At 74.2% G+C, this 15,121-nt stretch carries 13 protein-coding genes, 1 pseudogene and 1 riboswitch; of the genes and pseudogenes, 9 read left to right on the top strand and 5 right to left on the bottom strand.

The genetic code is table 11. The annotated features are described in order from the left end of the window. From HCN52_RS13550 to HCN52_RS13530, 5 genes are all read left to right on the top strand, one after another. Positions 1–833 (top strand): DUF881 domain-containing protein (locus HCN52_RS13550; protein ID WP_245175113.1); only part of this gene is annotated, 833 nt, incomplete at its 5' end. Positions 834–995: 162 nt separating this feature from the next. Next, positions 996–1,730 (top strand): FHA domain-containing protein, encoded by a 735-nt coding sequence (locus HCN52_RS13545; protein WP_312876685.1) that lies wholly within the window; start codon positions 996–998, stop codon positions 1,728–1,730. An 87-nt stretch (positions 1,731–1,817) separates the two neighbouring features. Continuing rightward, positions 1,818–2,291: a bifunctional nuclease family protein gene (locus tag HCN52_RS13540; RefSeq protein ID WP_167932729.1), complete on the top strand. Its 474-nt coding sequence runs from the start codon at positions 1,818–1,820 to the stop codon at positions 2,289–2,291. Positions 2,292–2,437: 146 nt separating this feature from the next. Continuing rightward, positions 2,438–3,043 carry a MerR family transcriptional regulator gene (locus HCN52_RS13535; RefSeq protein WP_168088692.1) on the top strand — a complete coding sequence of 202 codons (606 nt, stop codon included), beginning with the start codon at positions 2,438–2,440 and terminating at the stop codon, positions 3,041–3,043. A gap of 59 nt (positions 3,044–3,102) precedes the next feature. Beyond that, positions 3,103–4,509: a DNA polymerase IV gene (locus tag HCN52_RS13530; protein ID WP_168088691.1), complete on the top strand. Its 1,407-nt coding sequence runs from the start codon at positions 3,103–3,105 to the stop codon at positions 4,507–4,509. Between the two features lie 128 nt (positions 4,510–4,637). Here HCN52_RS13530 and HCN52_RS13525 read toward each other — a convergent pair. Further along, positions 4,638–5,021: pseudogene (locus tag HCN52_RS13525) on the bottom strand (PRC-barrel domain-containing protein); the annotation flags it as partial. 169 nt (positions 5,022–5,190) lie between these two features. Then, a riboswitch (glycine riboswitch) is annotated at positions 5,191–5,288 on the top strand. A gap of 182 nt (positions 5,289–5,470) precedes the next feature. Here HCN52_RS13525 and gcvP point away from each other — a divergent pair. Then, positions 5,471–8,362 carry an aminomethyl-transferring glycine dehydrogenase gene (gene gcvP / locus HCN52_RS13520; RefSeq protein WP_168088689.1) on the top strand — a complete coding sequence of 964 codons (2,892 nt, stop codon included), beginning with the start codon at positions 5,471–5,473 and terminating at the stop codon, positions 8,360–8,362. On the opposite strand, the gene HCN52_RS13515 is transcribed toward gcvP, so the two are convergent. Further along, positions 8,256–8,852 carry a hypothetical protein gene (locus tag HCN52_RS13515; RefSeq protein WP_168088688.1) on the bottom strand — a complete coding sequence of 199 codons (597 nt, stop codon included), beginning with the start codon at positions 8,850–8,852 and terminating at the stop codon, positions 8,256–8,258. The genes gcvP and HCN52_RS13515 overlap by 107 nt on opposite strands. Positions 8,853–9,181: 329 nt before the next feature. On the opposite strand from HCN52_RS13515, the gene HCN52_RS13510 reads away from it, so the two are divergent. After that, positions 9,182–10,672: a glutamate-cysteine ligase family protein gene (locus HCN52_RS13510; RefSeq protein ID WP_168088687.1), complete on the top strand. Its 1,491-nt coding sequence runs from the start codon at positions 9,182–9,184 to the stop codon at positions 10,670–10,672. Positions 10,673–10,825: 153 nt separating this feature from the next. Further along, positions 10,826–11,593, top strand: a complete 768-nt coding sequence (locus HCN52_RS13505; RefSeq protein ID WP_209314504.1) for a CPBP family intramembrane glutamic endopeptidase — start codon at positions 10,826–10,828, stop codon at positions 11,591–11,593. Between the two features lie 130 nt (positions 11,594–11,723). Here HCN52_RS13505 and HCN52_RS13500 read toward each other — a convergent pair whose 3' ends face one another. The 3 genes from HCN52_RS13500 to HCN52_RS13490 all read right to left on the bottom strand — a co-directional run bounded on the left by HCN52_RS13500 (position 11,724) and on the right by HCN52_RS13490 (position 13,705). After that, positions 11,724–12,548 (bottom strand): PhzF family protein, encoded by an 825-nt coding sequence (locus HCN52_RS13500; protein ID WP_168088685.1) that lies wholly within the window; start codon positions 12,546–12,548, stop codon positions 11,724–11,726. An 80-nt stretch (positions 12,549–12,628) separates the two neighbouring features. Then, positions 12,629–12,829, bottom strand: a complete 201-nt coding sequence (locus tag HCN52_RS13495; RefSeq protein ID WP_168088694.1) for a hypothetical protein — start codon at positions 12,827–12,829, stop codon at positions 12,629–12,631. 180 nt (positions 12,830–13,009) lie between these two features. Beyond that, the gene (locus HCN52_RS13490; RefSeq protein ID WP_168088684.1) at positions 13,010–13,705 is read right to left on the bottom strand and encodes a pyridoxamine 5'-phosphate oxidase family protein; all 696 of its coding nucleotides are present in this window, start codon (positions 13,703–13,705) and stop codon (positions 13,010–13,012) included. A gap of 73 nt (positions 13,706–13,778) precedes the next feature. Between HCN52_RS13490 and HCN52_RS13485 the strand changes: the two genes are divergently transcribed. Continuing rightward, positions 13,779–15,089 carry an aminotransferase class I/II-fold pyridoxal phosphate-dependent enzyme gene (locus tag HCN52_RS13485; protein ID WP_168088683.1) on the top strand — a complete coding sequence of 437 codons (1,311 nt, stop codon included), beginning with the start codon at positions 13,779–13,781 and terminating at the stop codon, positions 15,087–15,089. The last annotated feature ends 32 nt before the right edge of the window (positions 15,090–15,121 follow it).

Below are 15,121 nucleotides of genomic sequence, written 5' to 3'. Positions count from 1 at the left end.
ACCCCGCGCGGCCCGCGGAGCCGGGCCCCCGTCGGCCCTCCTGGGCCCGCGGCCCCGCAACCGGCGAGCCACCCGAGCGGCCGAGCGCGACCGAGGCCGGGGAGGCGCCCGCGCCGCCGACCGGACGGGACGCGCTGGTCTCCGGGCTCTGGCCCCCGCGGTTCACCCGCGCCCAGCTGATCGTCGCGGCCCTCCTCTTCGTGCTGGGGCTCGGCCTCGCCGTGCAGATCCGCGCCGCCGGCGAGGACGGCGCGCTGCGGGGCGCCCGCCCCGAGGACCTGGTGCGCATCCTCAGCGACCTCGACGAGCGGACCAAGCGGCTGGACGAGGAGCGCGGCACCCTGGAGCGGCAGCGGACCGAGCTGGAGTCCAGCTCGGACCAGGCGGAGGAGGCGCGCCGCCAGAACCGCGAGCGCGAGCTGCAACTCGGCGTCCTGGCGGGTACGGTGGCCGCCACCGGGCCCGGGATCGAGGTGCGCATCTCCGATCCGCAGCAGGCGGTGGGCGCCGACCGGCTGTTGGACGCCGTCCAGGAGCTGCGTGCCGCCGGGGCCGAGGCCCTGCAGATCAACGGCGTGCGGGTCGTCGCCAGTACCTCGTTCGTGGACGACGCCGACCGGGTACTGGTGGACGGCGAGCCCGTCGAGCGGCCCTTCCGGGTGGACGTGATCGGCAGGCCGCAGGACCTGGAGCCCGCGCTGAACATTCCGGGAGGTGTCGTGCAGTCGCTGGACAAGGAGGGTGCGACCGTCACCGTCAACCGGCCGGACGAGGTCACCGTGGACGCCTTGCGGTCGGCGGAGCCGCCTGACTACGCTCAGTCGTCCTCGTGATCTGGCCGGAACCGGCGGCGGGGCCGGGCGGTCGGGACGCCCCTGGTGAGAGAAACTGATCGTGGGAAAGCGGGCGTTGCCGCGGATGTCGGAGGCGCCCCGTGAGAGACAATGGAACGCCCGCCCCGACCGGCGGGCGGACTGGTGCGAGGGGAATCGTCGGTGAGTTTTTTCGCTAAGTTGTTCGGCAGGCGGCAGGGCGGCACGGAGAGTGCGGCACGGCATCGCGCCGGTCGGCCGGGCGAGACCCCTGGTTCGCCGTCGTCCGAGGAGGGGGCGCGCCCTCTCTTCCGCGACGAGGTGGCCGGTGCGGCGTCGGCCGGTGGCGGTGGCATAGCTCCCGCCACGGGGGCCGGTGCCGGGGCCGATGTCGCGGCCTGCCCGAGGTGCGGCAACCAGAACACGGCCGGCAGCCGCTTCTGCTCGCAGTGCGGCAACCCGCTGCGCGCCGGCGGCACCGTGCCGGAGGGGTCCTCGGAGACCACCTCCACGATGTCCATCAGCAGCATCGAGGCCTATGCGGCCGAGATGACGGGCCAGCAGGCGGCTCCGGCCCTCTCGGCCGAGGCACAGGCCGCGGTGGACGCGCTGCCCCCGGGCTCCGCGCTGCTCATCGTGCGCCGGGGTCCCAACTCGGGCAGCCGTTTCCTGCTGGACAGCGACGTCACCACGGCCGGCCGTCACCCGCAGAGCGACATCTTCCTGGACGACGTGACGGTCTCGCGCCGGCACGTCGAGTTCCAGCGGTTGGTCGAGGGCGGCTTCTCGGCGAAGGACAAGGGCAGCCTCAACGGCACCTACGTCAACCGCGAGCCGATCGACGGCGCCGTGGTGCTGGCCACCGGTGACGAGGTGCAGATCGGCAAGTACCGTCTCGTCTTCTACGCCGGCGGCTGAGGTGCGCGGGCGCGTCCACGGTGCGGCCCGGCCGCCGTGGACGTGCCCGACTATCCAAACCGCCCGGGCTCGGCCTAGGGTTGCTGTGTGAACCAGCTCGACGTCGTGGGTGTCCGGGTGGAAATGCCCAACAACCAGCCCATCGTCCTCCTGCGGGAGGCCGGGGGCGACCGCTACCTGCCCATCTGGATCGGGCCCGGCGAGGCCACGGCCATCGCCTTCGCCCAACAGGGCATGACCCCGCCGAGGCCGTTGACCCACGACCTGTTCAAGGACGTGCTGGAGGCCATCGGTGAGGAGCTCGACGCCGTCCGGATCACCGATCTGCGCGACGGGGTCTTCTACGCCGAGCTGGTCTTCGCCAGCGGCGCCGAGGTGAGCGCCCGGCCCTCGGACGCCATAGCGCTCGCGCTGCGCACGGGCACGCCCATCTACGGCAGCGACGACGTCCTGGACGACGCCGGGATCATCATCCCGGACGAGCAGGAGGACGAGGTCGAGCGGTTCCGCGAGTTCCTGGACCAGATCTCCCCGGAGGACTTCGGCACCAGCAACCAGTGACCCGGCGTGGCGATCGTTGACGTGTGCAGGGTGCGTGCCTAGCGTCTGTGGGGCATGTCCCGGAAGAGTGCGGCACCCGCCGCGCCGCCGGACGTCATCCCGGCGGACGCGCGAGCGCACGACGGACAGGCGGAACGGAGGCCGGCGTGACGAGTGACGGTGACAGGGGAACCGCGAGCAGCGGCGTGGCACTGCCCGCGCGCGTGCCACGGCCCGCCCGGGCCTGCCGCCCGGCGGTCGCCGGGCTGGCGCCGGTCCGGGAGGGCGAGGTCGGGTACCGGGGGCCCAGTGCCTGCGCGGCGGCGGGCATCACCTACCGCCAGTTGGACTACTGGGCGCGCACCGGCCTGGTCGAACCCAGCCTGCGGCCCGGCCCGGGATCGGGCAGCCAGCGGCTCTACGGCTTCCGCGACGTCCTGGTGCTGAAGATCGTCAAGCGGCTGCTCGATGCGGGGGTCTCCCTCCAGTCCATCCGGTCCACCGTCCGCGCCCTGCGCACGGAGGAGCTGGACGCGCTGTCGGGGGCGACGCTGCTCAGCGACGGCGCCGCGGTCCACCGCTGCTCCTCCGCCGACGAGGTCGCCGAGCTGCTGCGGGAGGGACGCGGCGTCTTCGGGATCGCCGTCGGGGCCGTCTGGGCGGATGTCGAGGCGAACCTCGCCCGCGTGCAGTCGGAGTCGCTGACCACCGGCGAGAGCGTGGTGCCGGACCATCCGGAGGACGAGCTCGCCAAGCGCCGCAACCGCTCCTGATCCCCGGGGGCGACCGGCCCGCCGGGTGCGTGTCACAGGCGTGCGGCAGTATCGGACACATGCGGGCCGAACCCTCGGTGCTCCATCTCGACATGGACGCCTTCTACGCCTCGGTCGAGCAGGCATCCAAGCCCAGCCTGCGCGGTCGCCCGGTGGTGGTCGGCGGCACGGGACTGCGCGGCGTCGTCGCCACCGCCTCCTACGAGGCCCGCCGGTTCGGCGTCCGGTCCGCGATGCCGGTCGCCCAGGCGCGGCGGCTCTGCCCCAACGCCGCCTACCTCCACCCCCGCTTCTCGTTGTACCGCCAGGTCAGCGCGACGGTCATGGGGCTGCTCCAGGAGCTGTCGCCGCTGGTCGAGCCGTTGAGCCTCGACGAGGCGTTCGTGGATCTCGCCGCCGGACCGCACGCCGCCGCGGGCCGTGCGCCGGGGGCGCTGGTCTGCCGCCGGGTGGGCCGCGACATCCGGGCGGCGATCCATGAGGCCACCGGGCTGGGCGCCTCGGTGGGCCTGGCCGGCTCGAAGATGCTCGCGAAGATCGCCTCCGAACGCGCCAAGCCGGACGGTCTGCTGCTGCTGGAGCCCGGCACCGAACGCGCGTTCCTGGCGCCGCTGCCGGTGCGGGTGCTTCCCGGAGTGGGACCCGCCACCGAGGCGGCGCTGCGCCGCGCCGGCATCGCCACCGCCGGCGACGCGGTCGTCGCCGGCCACGCGGAGCTGGTGCGGCTGCTGGGCCAGGCGCACGGCACCGCCCTGCACGACCTGTCCCGCGGCCTGGACGACCGGCCGGTCGTCCCGGAGCGCGACGCGAAGTCGGTGTCGGTGGAGGACACCTTCGCCGAGGACCTGACCGACCGGTCACGGGTCCGCTGGGAGGTGGACCGCCTCGCGGGACGGTGCGTCGGACGGCTGCGCGCCGCCGGCCGCTCCGGCCGGACCGTGGTTCTGAAGGTCCGCTCGCACGACTTCACCACGGTCACCCGTTCGGAGACGCTGCGCGGCCCGACCGACGACCCGGTCGTGGTGAAGGAGGCGGCGGCACGGCTGCTGGCGGGGGTGGACACCACCGCGGGGGTCCGACTGCTGGGGGTAGGCGTCAGCGGACTGGCCGACTTCACCCAGGAGGACTTGTTCGCCCAGTCGGGGTGGGGTGCCGGAACCGCGGCGACGGACGTCGCGGGTGGTGGGCCCGACGGGGAGCCGGCCGACGCGCCCGACCGGCGGCCCCCGGAGCCGGGACCGTCCCGCAGCTGGCTGCCGGGCATCGACGTGACGCACGCCGAGTTCGGGCCCGGGTGGGTACAGGGCAGCGGGGTCGGCCGGGTGACCGTACGTTTTGAGACACCGAGCAGCACTCCGGGGCGTGTCCGGACCTTCGCCGCGGACGATCCCCACCTCGCCCCGGCCGATCCCCCGCCGCTGCCCGGGACGCGGCCCGGGAGCCCGGCGTCGGCGGCGGGGGAGTGAGAGCCCTCACGGACATGCCGCCCACGACCTCAGCGGTCGGTGGGACCGCCGCCGGCCGCGCCCTCGTTCTTCTTGGCGGCGGCCGCCTTGGCGGCGGAGGCGGCGGCCTCCCGGTCCTCGACGGCGGGCCCCGCGAGGTGGCCGAAGTCGACGTCGGCCGGGGTGCCCGTGCCGGCGGGGCGTGCCGGTCCGGCCGCTCCGGGCACCTCGATGCCGTAGTGGCGGTACAGCTCCAACTCCTGCTCGGGGGAGAGGTGCCGTCCCACTCCGAAATCGGGGGCGCCGCGGATCAGCGACCGTTCGAAGGGGACCCGCAGCGCCTCGTCCACCAACTCGCTGGGTTCCAGCGGCACGAAGGCGTCCCGGCTGAACAGACCGGTGCGCACCGCGGCCCATTCCGGTTCGCCGGTCGCGTCGTCCAGGTAGACCTCGTCCACGGTGCCGATCTTCGCGCCGTTGCAGTCGAATGCCTTCCGCCCGATCAGGGTGCGCGGATCGATGTCGGTCTGCACGGGTGCCTCCGCCTGGTTCTCTGGCCGTCGCTGCGGCTGTGACTGTGTGGCTCTCGACAGTGCTGCTACCCCCTTGAGCACTACGAAAGGCCACAATCGGTCCACCGGCCAGTCGAGAACCGCCCTCCGGGCGGCCCGGGACCCCGCTGGTAGGCTCGAACACGGTTGTTGAACCCGCGCGGGAGAGTCCGCCGGCCGTGTGGCCGGTGGCGCCGAAGGAGCAAATCCTCCCCGGAATCTCTCAGGCACCCGTACCGCGCGGACGAAGCCACTCTGGAAAGCAGAGGCGGCCCAGGCGCGTCCGGTGTCGTACGCGTCCGCCTCTCACCGACGGTGAAAGCCGCGTCCCGGCGCGGTGAAGCTCTCAGGTCGCGATGACAGAGGGGGAGGCGCTCGGACACCGACGAACCGGTGCCCGCAGGCCGCGTGGACCAGGAGGCCCTCCCGACATGACCGTCAACCGTGCACCGCTCTCCGCGCTCGAACGAGGCGTACCGTTCGAGGACCGACACATCGGCCCCGACGCGGGCGACCGGGCGAAGATGCTGGCCCAGGTGGGCTACGCGGGTCTCGACGAGCTGACGGCCGCGGCCGTCCCCGCGGCCATCGCCTCCGCCGAGTCGCTGCGTCTGCCCGAGGCGCGCAGCGAGGCCGCCGTCCTCGCCGAGCTCCGCGAGCTGGCCGGTCGCAACAAGGTGCTGCACTCCATGATCGGCCTCGGCTACCACGGGACGATCACGCCGCCGGTGATCCTGCGCAACGTCATGGAGAGCCCCTCCTGGTACACGGCGTACACGCCCTACCAGCCGGAGATCTCGCAGGGTCGGCTGGAGGCGCTGCTGAACTTCCAGACGGTGGTCGCCGATCTCACCGGCCTGCCCACCTCCGGCGCCTCGCTGCTCGACGAGGGCACCGCGGCCGCGGAGGCGATGGCGCTCTCCCGGCGGGTCGGCAAGGTGAAGGGCGGCGTCTTCCTGGTCGACGCCGACTGCCTGCCGCAGACCGTGGCCGTCCTGCGGACCCGCGCCGAGCCGACCGGCGTCGAGGTCGTCACCGCCGACCTCACCGACGGCATCCCGGAGTCCGTCGCCGGCCGTGGCGTCTTCGGCGTGCTCCTGCAGTACCCCGGCGCGGGCGGCGCGGTGCGCGACCTGCGTCCGGTCATCGAGGGCGCGCACGCGCTCGGCGCGGTGGTGACGGTCGCCGCCGACCTGCTCGCCCTGACCCTCCTCACCTCGCCCGGCGACCTCGGCGCGGACATCGCGGTGGGCAGCAGCCAGCGGTTCGGCGTGCCGATGGGCTTCGGCGGCCCCCATGCGGGCTACATGGCGGTCCGCGAGACGTTCGCCCGCAGCCTTCCCGGCCGTCTCGTCGGCGTCTCCTACGACGCGGACGGCGCCCAGGCCTACCGGCTGGCGCTCCAGACCCGGGAGCAGCACATCCGCCGGGAGAAGGCCACCAGCAACATCTGCACCGCGCAGGTGCTGCTGGCCGTCATGGCCGGCATGTACGCCGTCCACCACGGCCCCGACGGCCTGGCGCAGATCGCCCGCCGCACCCACCGCTACGCCGTGCTGCTGGCCGCCGCGCTGCGCGGCGCCGGCCACGAGGTCGTCCACGAGTCGTTCTTCGACACCGTGACGGTCCGTGTGCCCGGCGGCGCCGCCGACGTCGTCGAGGCCGCCTGCCGCGCCGGGGTCAACCTGCGGCTGACCGACGAGGACCACGTCGGGGTGAGCTGCGACGAGACCACCGGCCGTGAGCAGCTCGCCGCGGTGCTCGCCGCCTTCGGGGTGACGGACGGACCGGAGCTGGACGCGCTCGACGCCGACACCGCCGACGCGCTGCCCGAGCAGCTGCTGCGCCGGGACGCCTACCTCACGCACCCGGTCTTCCACAGCCACCGTTCCGAGACGTCCCTGCTGCGCTACCTCCGTCGCCTGGCGGACCGCGACTACGCGCTGGACCGGGGCATGATCCCGCTCGGCTCCTGCACGATGAAGCTCAACGCCACCACCGAGATGGAGCCGGTGACCTGGCCGGAGTTCGGCGGGATCCACCCCTTCGCCCCGGCCGACCAGGCCGAGGGCTACCTCACGCTGATCCGCGAGCTGGAGGACCGGCTCGCCGAGATCACCGGCTACGACGCCGTCTCGCTGCAGCCCAACGCCGGGTCGCAGGGCGAGCTCGCCGGCCTGCTGGCGGTCCGTGCCCACCACCGCGCCTCCGGCCAGCCGCAGCGCGACGTCTGCCTGATCCCCTCCTCCGCCCACGGCACCAACGCGGCCAGCGCCGTCATGGCCGGCATGCGGGTGGTCGTGGTGCGCACCGGCGACAACGGCGACGTGGACACCGACGACCTGCACGCCAAGATCGAGCAGCACCGCGACCAGCTGTCGGTGCTGATGGTGACCTACCCCTCCACCCACGGCGTGTTCGAGGACAACATCGGCGAGATCTGTGCGGCGGTGCACGACGCCGGCGGCCAGGTCTACGTCGACGGCGCCAACCTCAACGCGCTGGTCGGCCTGGCGCGTCCGGGCCGGTTCGGCGCGGACGTCTCGCACCTGAACCTGCACAAGACCTTCTGCATCCCGCACGGCGGCGGCGGGCCGGGCGTCGGCCCCGTCGCGGTCCGCTCCCACCTCGCGCCCTACCTCCCGAACCACCCGCTCCAGCCGGCGGCGGGGCCGGAGACCGGCATCGGGCCGATCTCGGCGGCCCCCTGGGGCTCCGCGGGCATCCTGCCGATCTCCTGGGCCTACGCCCGGCTGATGGGCCCGGACGGGCTCCGCCACGCCACGCAGACCGCCGTGCTCGCCGCCAACTACGTCGCCCGGCGGCTGGAGCCGCACTACCCGGTGCTCTACAGCGGCCCCGGCGGACTGGTGGCCCACGAGTGCATCATCGACGTCCGCCCGCTGACCAAGGCGACCGGCGTCTCCATCGACGACGTCGCCAAGCGGCTGGTCGACTACGGGTTCCACGCGCCGACGATGTCCTTCCCCGTCGCCGGCACGCTGATGATCGAGCCGACCGAGAGCGAGGACCTCGCGGAGATCGACCGGTTCTGCGACGCGATGATCGCGATCCGGGCCGAGATCGACAAGGTCGCCTCCGGTGCCTGGCCCGTCGACGACAACCCGCTGCGGAACGCCCCGCACACCGCCGCCACGCTCACCGGTGACTGGGAGCACCCCTACACGCGCCAGGAGGCGGTCTTCCCGACCGGCGTCACCCCGGCCGACAAGTACTGGCCGCCGGTGCGGCGCATCGACGGCGCCTACGGCGACCGCAACCTGGTGTGCTCCTGCCCGCCCATGGAGGAGTACGACGGCTGAGCCCGTGGAAGCGGTCAGGGGCCGGTGCCAGCGGCACCAGCAGGTCGGCCTCGCCCGGCCTGCCGTCGGCGGCGCCCGCCGCGGTGTCGGCGTGGAGCCACAGCGTGTGCATGTAGAGCCGGGGCACGGACAGCAGCCGCGGCTGCCACGGCTGCGCCGACTGCTCGGCACGGGTCAGCGCCAGTTCGGTGGAGGCGACGAACGGTCCGTCGAAGAAGTGCGAGAACGCCCAGCCGTCGGGGGTGAGCGTCGTCTCGGCGGCGCTCACCGGCACACCGCCGCGTGCCAACAGGAAGCGCCAGCCGGCGAGCTGGGGCACGCCCGAGGACGGCGAGCCCGGGTCCAGCAGGTACAGCGGGAGCGGTCGGACGGGCACGAGGGCGGCGCGGTCGCCGTGCGGTTCATGCGGTGACCGGGCAGAGGGCGAGCGGAGCGCGGCGGTCAGACAGCGGTCCGCCGGAGCGGGTACCGGTAGGGCATGCAGGGGCATGGGGGCCGCCTCTCAAGAAATTGGGAGACACGCGTCGGCGGAGTTTAGACGAATTGTGTTCCGCGTGTGTTTCCCCTAGCACGAGGTGGGCCTGGTGCCCAGTCCGCTACCGGTCGATGGTCGTGAATTCCGAACGGTTTCACCGGAGGTGGGGGAGCGGCCCGGAAAAACGCGGTGCGAAGAATGCCGACGGTCGTTGCCGCGTTATTGTGCCACTGGGATATGCACTCCGCGAGGCGCGCGACACGCCCGTCCGCGCCGGGGGTCGCGTTACCCGGCGGCGCGCCTGGGCATGATCACGGCACCGTAGGGAGAAGGAGGGTGCCGACATGGGCGCTGACGTGGACGCCGGTGGATTCGGCCCCGCCGACAGGCAGCGGTTCCGCGACCGGCTGCGGGACAGCCAGCAGGCGCTCGAGCAGCTGCTGGCCGACGGGGCGTTCGATCGCCCGCGTGGACTCATCGGGCTGGAGGTGGAGGTCAGTCTCGCGGACGCCGACGGCGCGCCGCGGATGGTCAACGACGAAGTACTCACCGGAATGGCGACCTCCGATTTCCAGAGCGAACTGGGCAAGTTCACTCTGGAACTCAATATGGCACCCCGTGTGCTCGCCGGCAGGGTCTTCGACGATCTGGCCGAGGAGATGCGCATCGCCTTCGGCTACGCGGACCGGGTCGGGGCCGAATTCGGCGCCCGCCCGGTACTGGTCGGGATACTTCCGACGATCACCGGGGACGAGCTCGGCCGGGGCAACCTCTCGGCCGGTGACCGCTACACCCATCTGAACGACCAGATCATGGGCGCACGCGGTGAGCTGCTCCAGATCGACATCACCGGGGCCGAGACGCTGCGGCGCACCTTCGACTCGATCGCCCCGGAGTCCGCCTGCACCGCGGTCCAGTTCCACCTCCAGGTCACCCCCGAGCGGTTCGCCGAGGTGTGGAACGCCGCCCAGGTGGCGTCCGCCGCCCAGATCGCGGTGGGGGCCAACTCCCCGTTCGTTTTCGGACGCGAGCTCTGGCACGAGTCCCGCGCCCCGCTGTTCCTGCAGGCCACGGACAGCCGGCCGCCCGAGCTCGCCGCCCAGGGCGTCAGGCCCCGCTCCTGGTTCGGGGAACGCTGGATCGGCTCGGTGACCGAGCTCTTCGAGGAGAACCTGCGCTGGTTCCCGGCGCTGCTGCCGGTCTGCGAGGAGGAGGACCCCCTCGCCGTCCTCGCTGCGGGCGGGGTGCCGCGACTGAAGGAGATGGTGCTGCACAACGGCACCGTCTACCGCTGGAACCGGCCCGTCTACGACGTCTCCGACGGCGTGCCGCACCTGCGGGTCGAGAACCGGGTGCTGCCCACCGGGCCGACCGTCACGGACATGATCGCCAATGCCGCCTTCTACTACGGCCTGGTGAGGGGGCTCGCCGAACAGGCCGAACCCGTCTGGAACCGGCTCGCGTTCGAGGACGCCGCGCGGAACTTCGAGGAGGCGTGCCGCCACGGTGTCGACGCCTCCTTCCGATGGCCGCGCCGCGGCCGGGGCCAGGGGAGCGAGGAGGTCGGCGCCGCCGAGCTCGTCCTCCGGGACCTCCTGCCGCTCGCCGCCTCCGGACTGGACTCCTGGGGGGTCTCCGCCGCCGACCGGGACCACTACCTCGCGGTGATCGAGGGGAGGTGCCGCCGCAGGATCACCGGTTCGGGCTGGCAGACTCGCTTCTACCACCGCGCGCGGGAGGCCGGGGCGAACCGCGAGGCCGCCCTCGGACACCTCGTGCGGCGCTACTGCGAACTGGCCCGGTCCGACGAACCGGTGCACCTCTGGCCGCTGTGACCGCGCCCGTTCGCGTGGGTGCCGCCGTGCGGCGGCACCCACGCGAACGGCAGCGGGAGGACAGCGGTGCAGACAGCGCAGAGCGGCACACCGGGCCGCGGTGACGGCGGTTCGGGCAGCGGCTCGGACGGCGGGCGATGGCTCGACGACGGGCTGCCCGATCCGCGGCTGCTGCGCCGCGAACTCGTCATCGTCCTGGCGCTCTCGCTCGGAGCCGCCGCGGTGCGCGCCGTCATCAACTTCACCGACGTCGTCACCCGCCCGGGCGGGCTGAACGACTACGCCGCCAACCTGAACTCCTCACGCGCGGACCGCCCGTGGTTCGACCTCGCGTGGCAGTTGGTGAGCATCGCGGTGCCCCTGGTCCCCGTCCTCCTGGTGGGCTACCTGCTGCTGCGGGAGCTTCCCGGCGGTCGCGGACCGGGGATGAGCGCCATCGGCTTCGACCTGCGGCGCCCCGGGTTCGACCTCGGCAGGGGCGCGCTGGTCGCCGCCGCCATCGGCGGCAGCGGGCTGCTGTTCTACCTCGCCGCACAGGCCGCCGGCTTCAACCTGACGGTCGTGCCGGAGTCACTTCCCGGCGAGTGGTGGAAGTTCCCCGTCCTCATCGCCTCGGCGATCCAGAACTCCGTGGTCGAGGAGGTCATCGTCGTCGGCTACCTGCTGCGCCGCCTCTCCCAACTGGGCTGGACGCCGATGGCCGCGCTGCTCCTCAGCTCGCTGCTGCGCGCCACCTACCACCTCTACCAGGGCATCGGCGGCTTCATCGGCAACTTCGTGATGGGCGTCGTCTTCGTGCTGCTCTACCGCCGCTGGGGCCGGGTCATGCCCCTCGTCGTGGCGCACGCGCTCATCGACATCGTGGCGTTCGTCGGCTACGCCGTCCTCGCCGGACGGGTGGACTGGCTGCCGACTCCCTGACCTGCCGACCTGCCGCCCCGGGCCGGCCCCGGCCCCGGGTGGCCGGGAGTGCGCGCCGGCCGGGCTGGCGGGCCGGGGTCCGGCGCGTGGTGGCCGCGGACGAGGGGGCGCCAGGTACGGCGGCGGCCGGTCAGGGAATGCGCAGGAAGGTGCCCTCCATCACCGTCACCGCCGCACCCGTCAGCAGGGTCCGGTCGCCGCGCACCGCCACCCGGACGGTGCCGCCGCGCGCCGACACCTGACGGCCGACCAGCTCCCCGCGGCCCAGCCGCCGCGCCCACAGCGGGGCGAGCGCGGTATGGGCGCTGCCCGTCACCGGGTCCTCCGGGACGCCGACGGCCGGACCGAAGAAGCGGGAGACGAAGTCGTACCCCGGGCGGGAACCGTCCGCCGCGGCGGTGACGATGACGCCGCGGCCCGGGAGCTCCGCCAGCGCGCCGAGGTCGGGGCGGAGCGCGCGGACGGTCGCCTCGTCGGGCAGCTCCACCAGCAGGTCGCCCACGTCCGGGCCGGTGTCGTGGCCCCCGAGCACCGGGGCCCCCAGGGCGTCGGCCACCGCGCCGGGGACCGGCGTCTCCCGCAGCGGCGCCGTGGGGAAGTCCAGTGTCAGACAGTCGTCCTCGTCCGCCGGCGTCGCCGTCAGGACCCCGCTGAGGGTCGCGAACCGCTGCGTGCCCGCCACGCCCTCCGCGGTGGCGAGCACATGGGCGGTGGCGAGCGTGGCGTGGCCGCACATCCGCACCTCGGTGGTGGGGGTGAACCACCGCAGCGCCCACTCCGCCGCGCCGCCCGGCGGCAGGGGGTGGACGAAGGCCGTCTCCGAGAGATTGACCTCGGCCGCGACGGCGGCCATGACCGCCTCCTCCGGGAAGCCGTCGGCGGTGAGCACCACCACCCCGGCGGGGTTCCCGGCGAAAGGGCGGTCGGTGAAGGCGTCTACACAGCGGATGCGCATGCCCGGGAGTCTAGGAGCCCCGGCGCTCGGCGCCCGGCCCGCCCGCCGCTTCGACCGGCGCCGACCTGCCTGCCGCGGCGTCACACGCCCTGCCGTGCCGGGTCCGGCCCGGTGACCAGCCACCAGATCCTGGCGGAGTCGAACGCGTCCGAGGCGCGGGGGCGGCGCGCCTCGTCGTGGCAGTGGAAGGCCGCCCAGAACAGGTCACCCCGCAGCGCGCCCCGCGGTGCGTAGACGCGGTAGACCCAGCTGCTGCCGTCCTCGGCGGCCAGTGCCACCATCCAGACCCCGGGCCCCGCCGGGTCGACTCCGTCCGCCTGCACCGCCCCTCCCCACGGTCGCCCGTCCCCAGCCGGGCGGCACCATGGTGGCAGCCGCAGCGGACCGGTGCGGCGGGAACACGCGAGATCCCGTTCGCCGGCCCCGCGCGGGGCCGGCGAACGGGATCTCGCCCCGGGCGGTCAGCGGGTGACGGCCGCCAGGTACCGGGGGAGGGGCGCGGAGCAGTCCGGCGCCGGCTCCGGCGTACCGGCGTCCCTGCGCAGCGGCACCACGCCGCTCCAGTGCGGCAGCGCGAGATCGGCCTCGTCGTCGTTGGGCCCACCGCTTCGGACCTTGGCCGAGACCTCGGTGAGGTCCAGTGCGAGCACCGCCGTCGCCGCGGCCTCCCGTGCGTCGGCGGGGCGACAGTCCGCGGACCGCCCCGGAACCACGTGGTCCACCAGGAGATCGAAGGCGCGGTCCAGTTCCGCCCGGTCGGTGACCCGGCGGGCCGCCCCCTGCACCACGACCGAGCGGTAGTTGACCGAGTGGTGGAACGCGGAGCGCGCGAGCACCAGCCCGTCCACCAGGGTCACCGTGACGCAGACCGGGAGCGGCTCGGTCTGCGCCGCGCGGAGCGGGCGCGAGCCGGTCGAGCCGTGGAGGTACAGCCGCTCGCCGTCCCGGGCGTAGAGCGTGGGGAGCACCACCGGCGCGCCGTCGCGGACGAAGCCGAGGTGGCAGACGAACTCGGCGTCGAGCACCGCGTGGACCAGCTCCCGGTCGTAGCGTGCCCGGTCCCGGCCCCGGGTGGGCACGGTGCGCGCGGTGGTCGGGTACGCGTCGCCGGGCTTGTGGGGCGCGCTCGCCGCGCTGGCCGTGCTCGTGGTGTCCATGGTCGGTTCCCCCTCGTCGAGGATGTGCCGTATATTGCACTAGTGCAGAAGCCTGTCTGTACTAGGAGAAGCGATGGGAACGTACCGCATCGTCGGCCGGGGTGCCAGCGAGATCGCCGCCGACGTCGAGGACGCCGTCGCCCGGGGGAGCCTGCAACCGGGCGACCAGCTGCCCGCCATGCGCGCCCTCGCCGGGCAGCTCGGCGTCAACCCCAACACCGTGGCCGCCGCCTACCGAACGCTCCGGGAACGCGGCGTCATCACCACCGACGGCCGGCGCGGCAGCCGCGTCCGGTCCCGCCCGGTGACCACCCCCCGCGAGAGCATCGGCGTCGACATCAGCCCCGGTGTCCGCGACCTGGCGGGCGGCAACCCCGACCCGCGGCTGCTGCCACCGCTCGCCCCCGTCCTCGCCGCGCTCGGGACGCCGGGCGTGCCGGTGATGTACGGGGCCGCCGGCGTCGAGGAGCACCTGCGGGCAGCGGCCACCGCCGAGCTGGCCGCCGACCACGTGCCGGACGGGCCGCTCGCCGTCACCAGCGGGGCCCTCGACGCCGTCGAGCGCGTGCTGGCCGCGCGGCTGCGCCCGGGCGACGCCGTGGCAGTGGAGGACCCGGGGTGGGGCAGCCTCCTCGACCTGCTGTCCGCCCTCAACCTGCGGACCCTGCCCGTGGCGCTGGACGACGACGGACCGCTGCCCGACGCCGTCGCCGCCGCCCTGCGGGCCGGGGCACGCGCTCTCGTGGTGACCGCCCGCGCCCAGAACCCGACCGGTGCCGCCGTCGGTGAGGCCCGCGCCCGCGACCTGCGTGCCGTCCTCGCCCACCACCGGGACGTGCTGCTGATCGAGGACGACCACGGGCACGGCATCGTGGACCTGCCCCTGTACCCCATCGCCGGTGCGACCGACCACTGGGCCTTCGTCCGGTCGGGGGCGAAGGCGCTCGGCCCCGACCTGCGCGTCGCCCACCTCACGGGTGACCCCACCACGGTGGACCGGGTCGCGGGCCGCCAGCGGCTGGGCCCCGGCTGGGTGAGTCACCTCCTCCAGCGCGCCGTCGCGCAGCTCAGTGGCGCGCGAACCGGGGCCGCGGCCTCCTACCGGGCGCGCCGCGCAGCGCTCGTCACCGAAATCGCCGCCCGCGGCGTCCGGGCGCACGGCCGCAGCGGGTTGAACGTCTGGGTCCCCGTGGGGGACGAGACCGGCACCGTCTCCCGGCTGCTGGCCGCGGGGTACGCGGTGGCCCCCGGGGCGCGCTTCCGCATCGACTCCGCGCCGGCCGTCCGGATCACCGTCTCCGGCCTGTCGGTCGCGGAGGTGCCCGAGGTGGCCGAGGCGGTCGCCGCCGCCTGCCGGCTTCCGCCGGCGCACCGCCGGGGGTGAGCGGGACGGCTCGGCACCGTCCCGCGCACCCC

It is taken from the genome of Streptomyces bohaiensis (assembly GCF_012033785.1).
Lineage (GTDB): Bacteria > Actinomycetota > Actinomycetes > Streptomycetales > Streptomycetaceae > Streptomyces > Streptomyces bohaiensis.
This window is presented reverse-complemented; position numbering and strand designations above follow the sequence as displayed.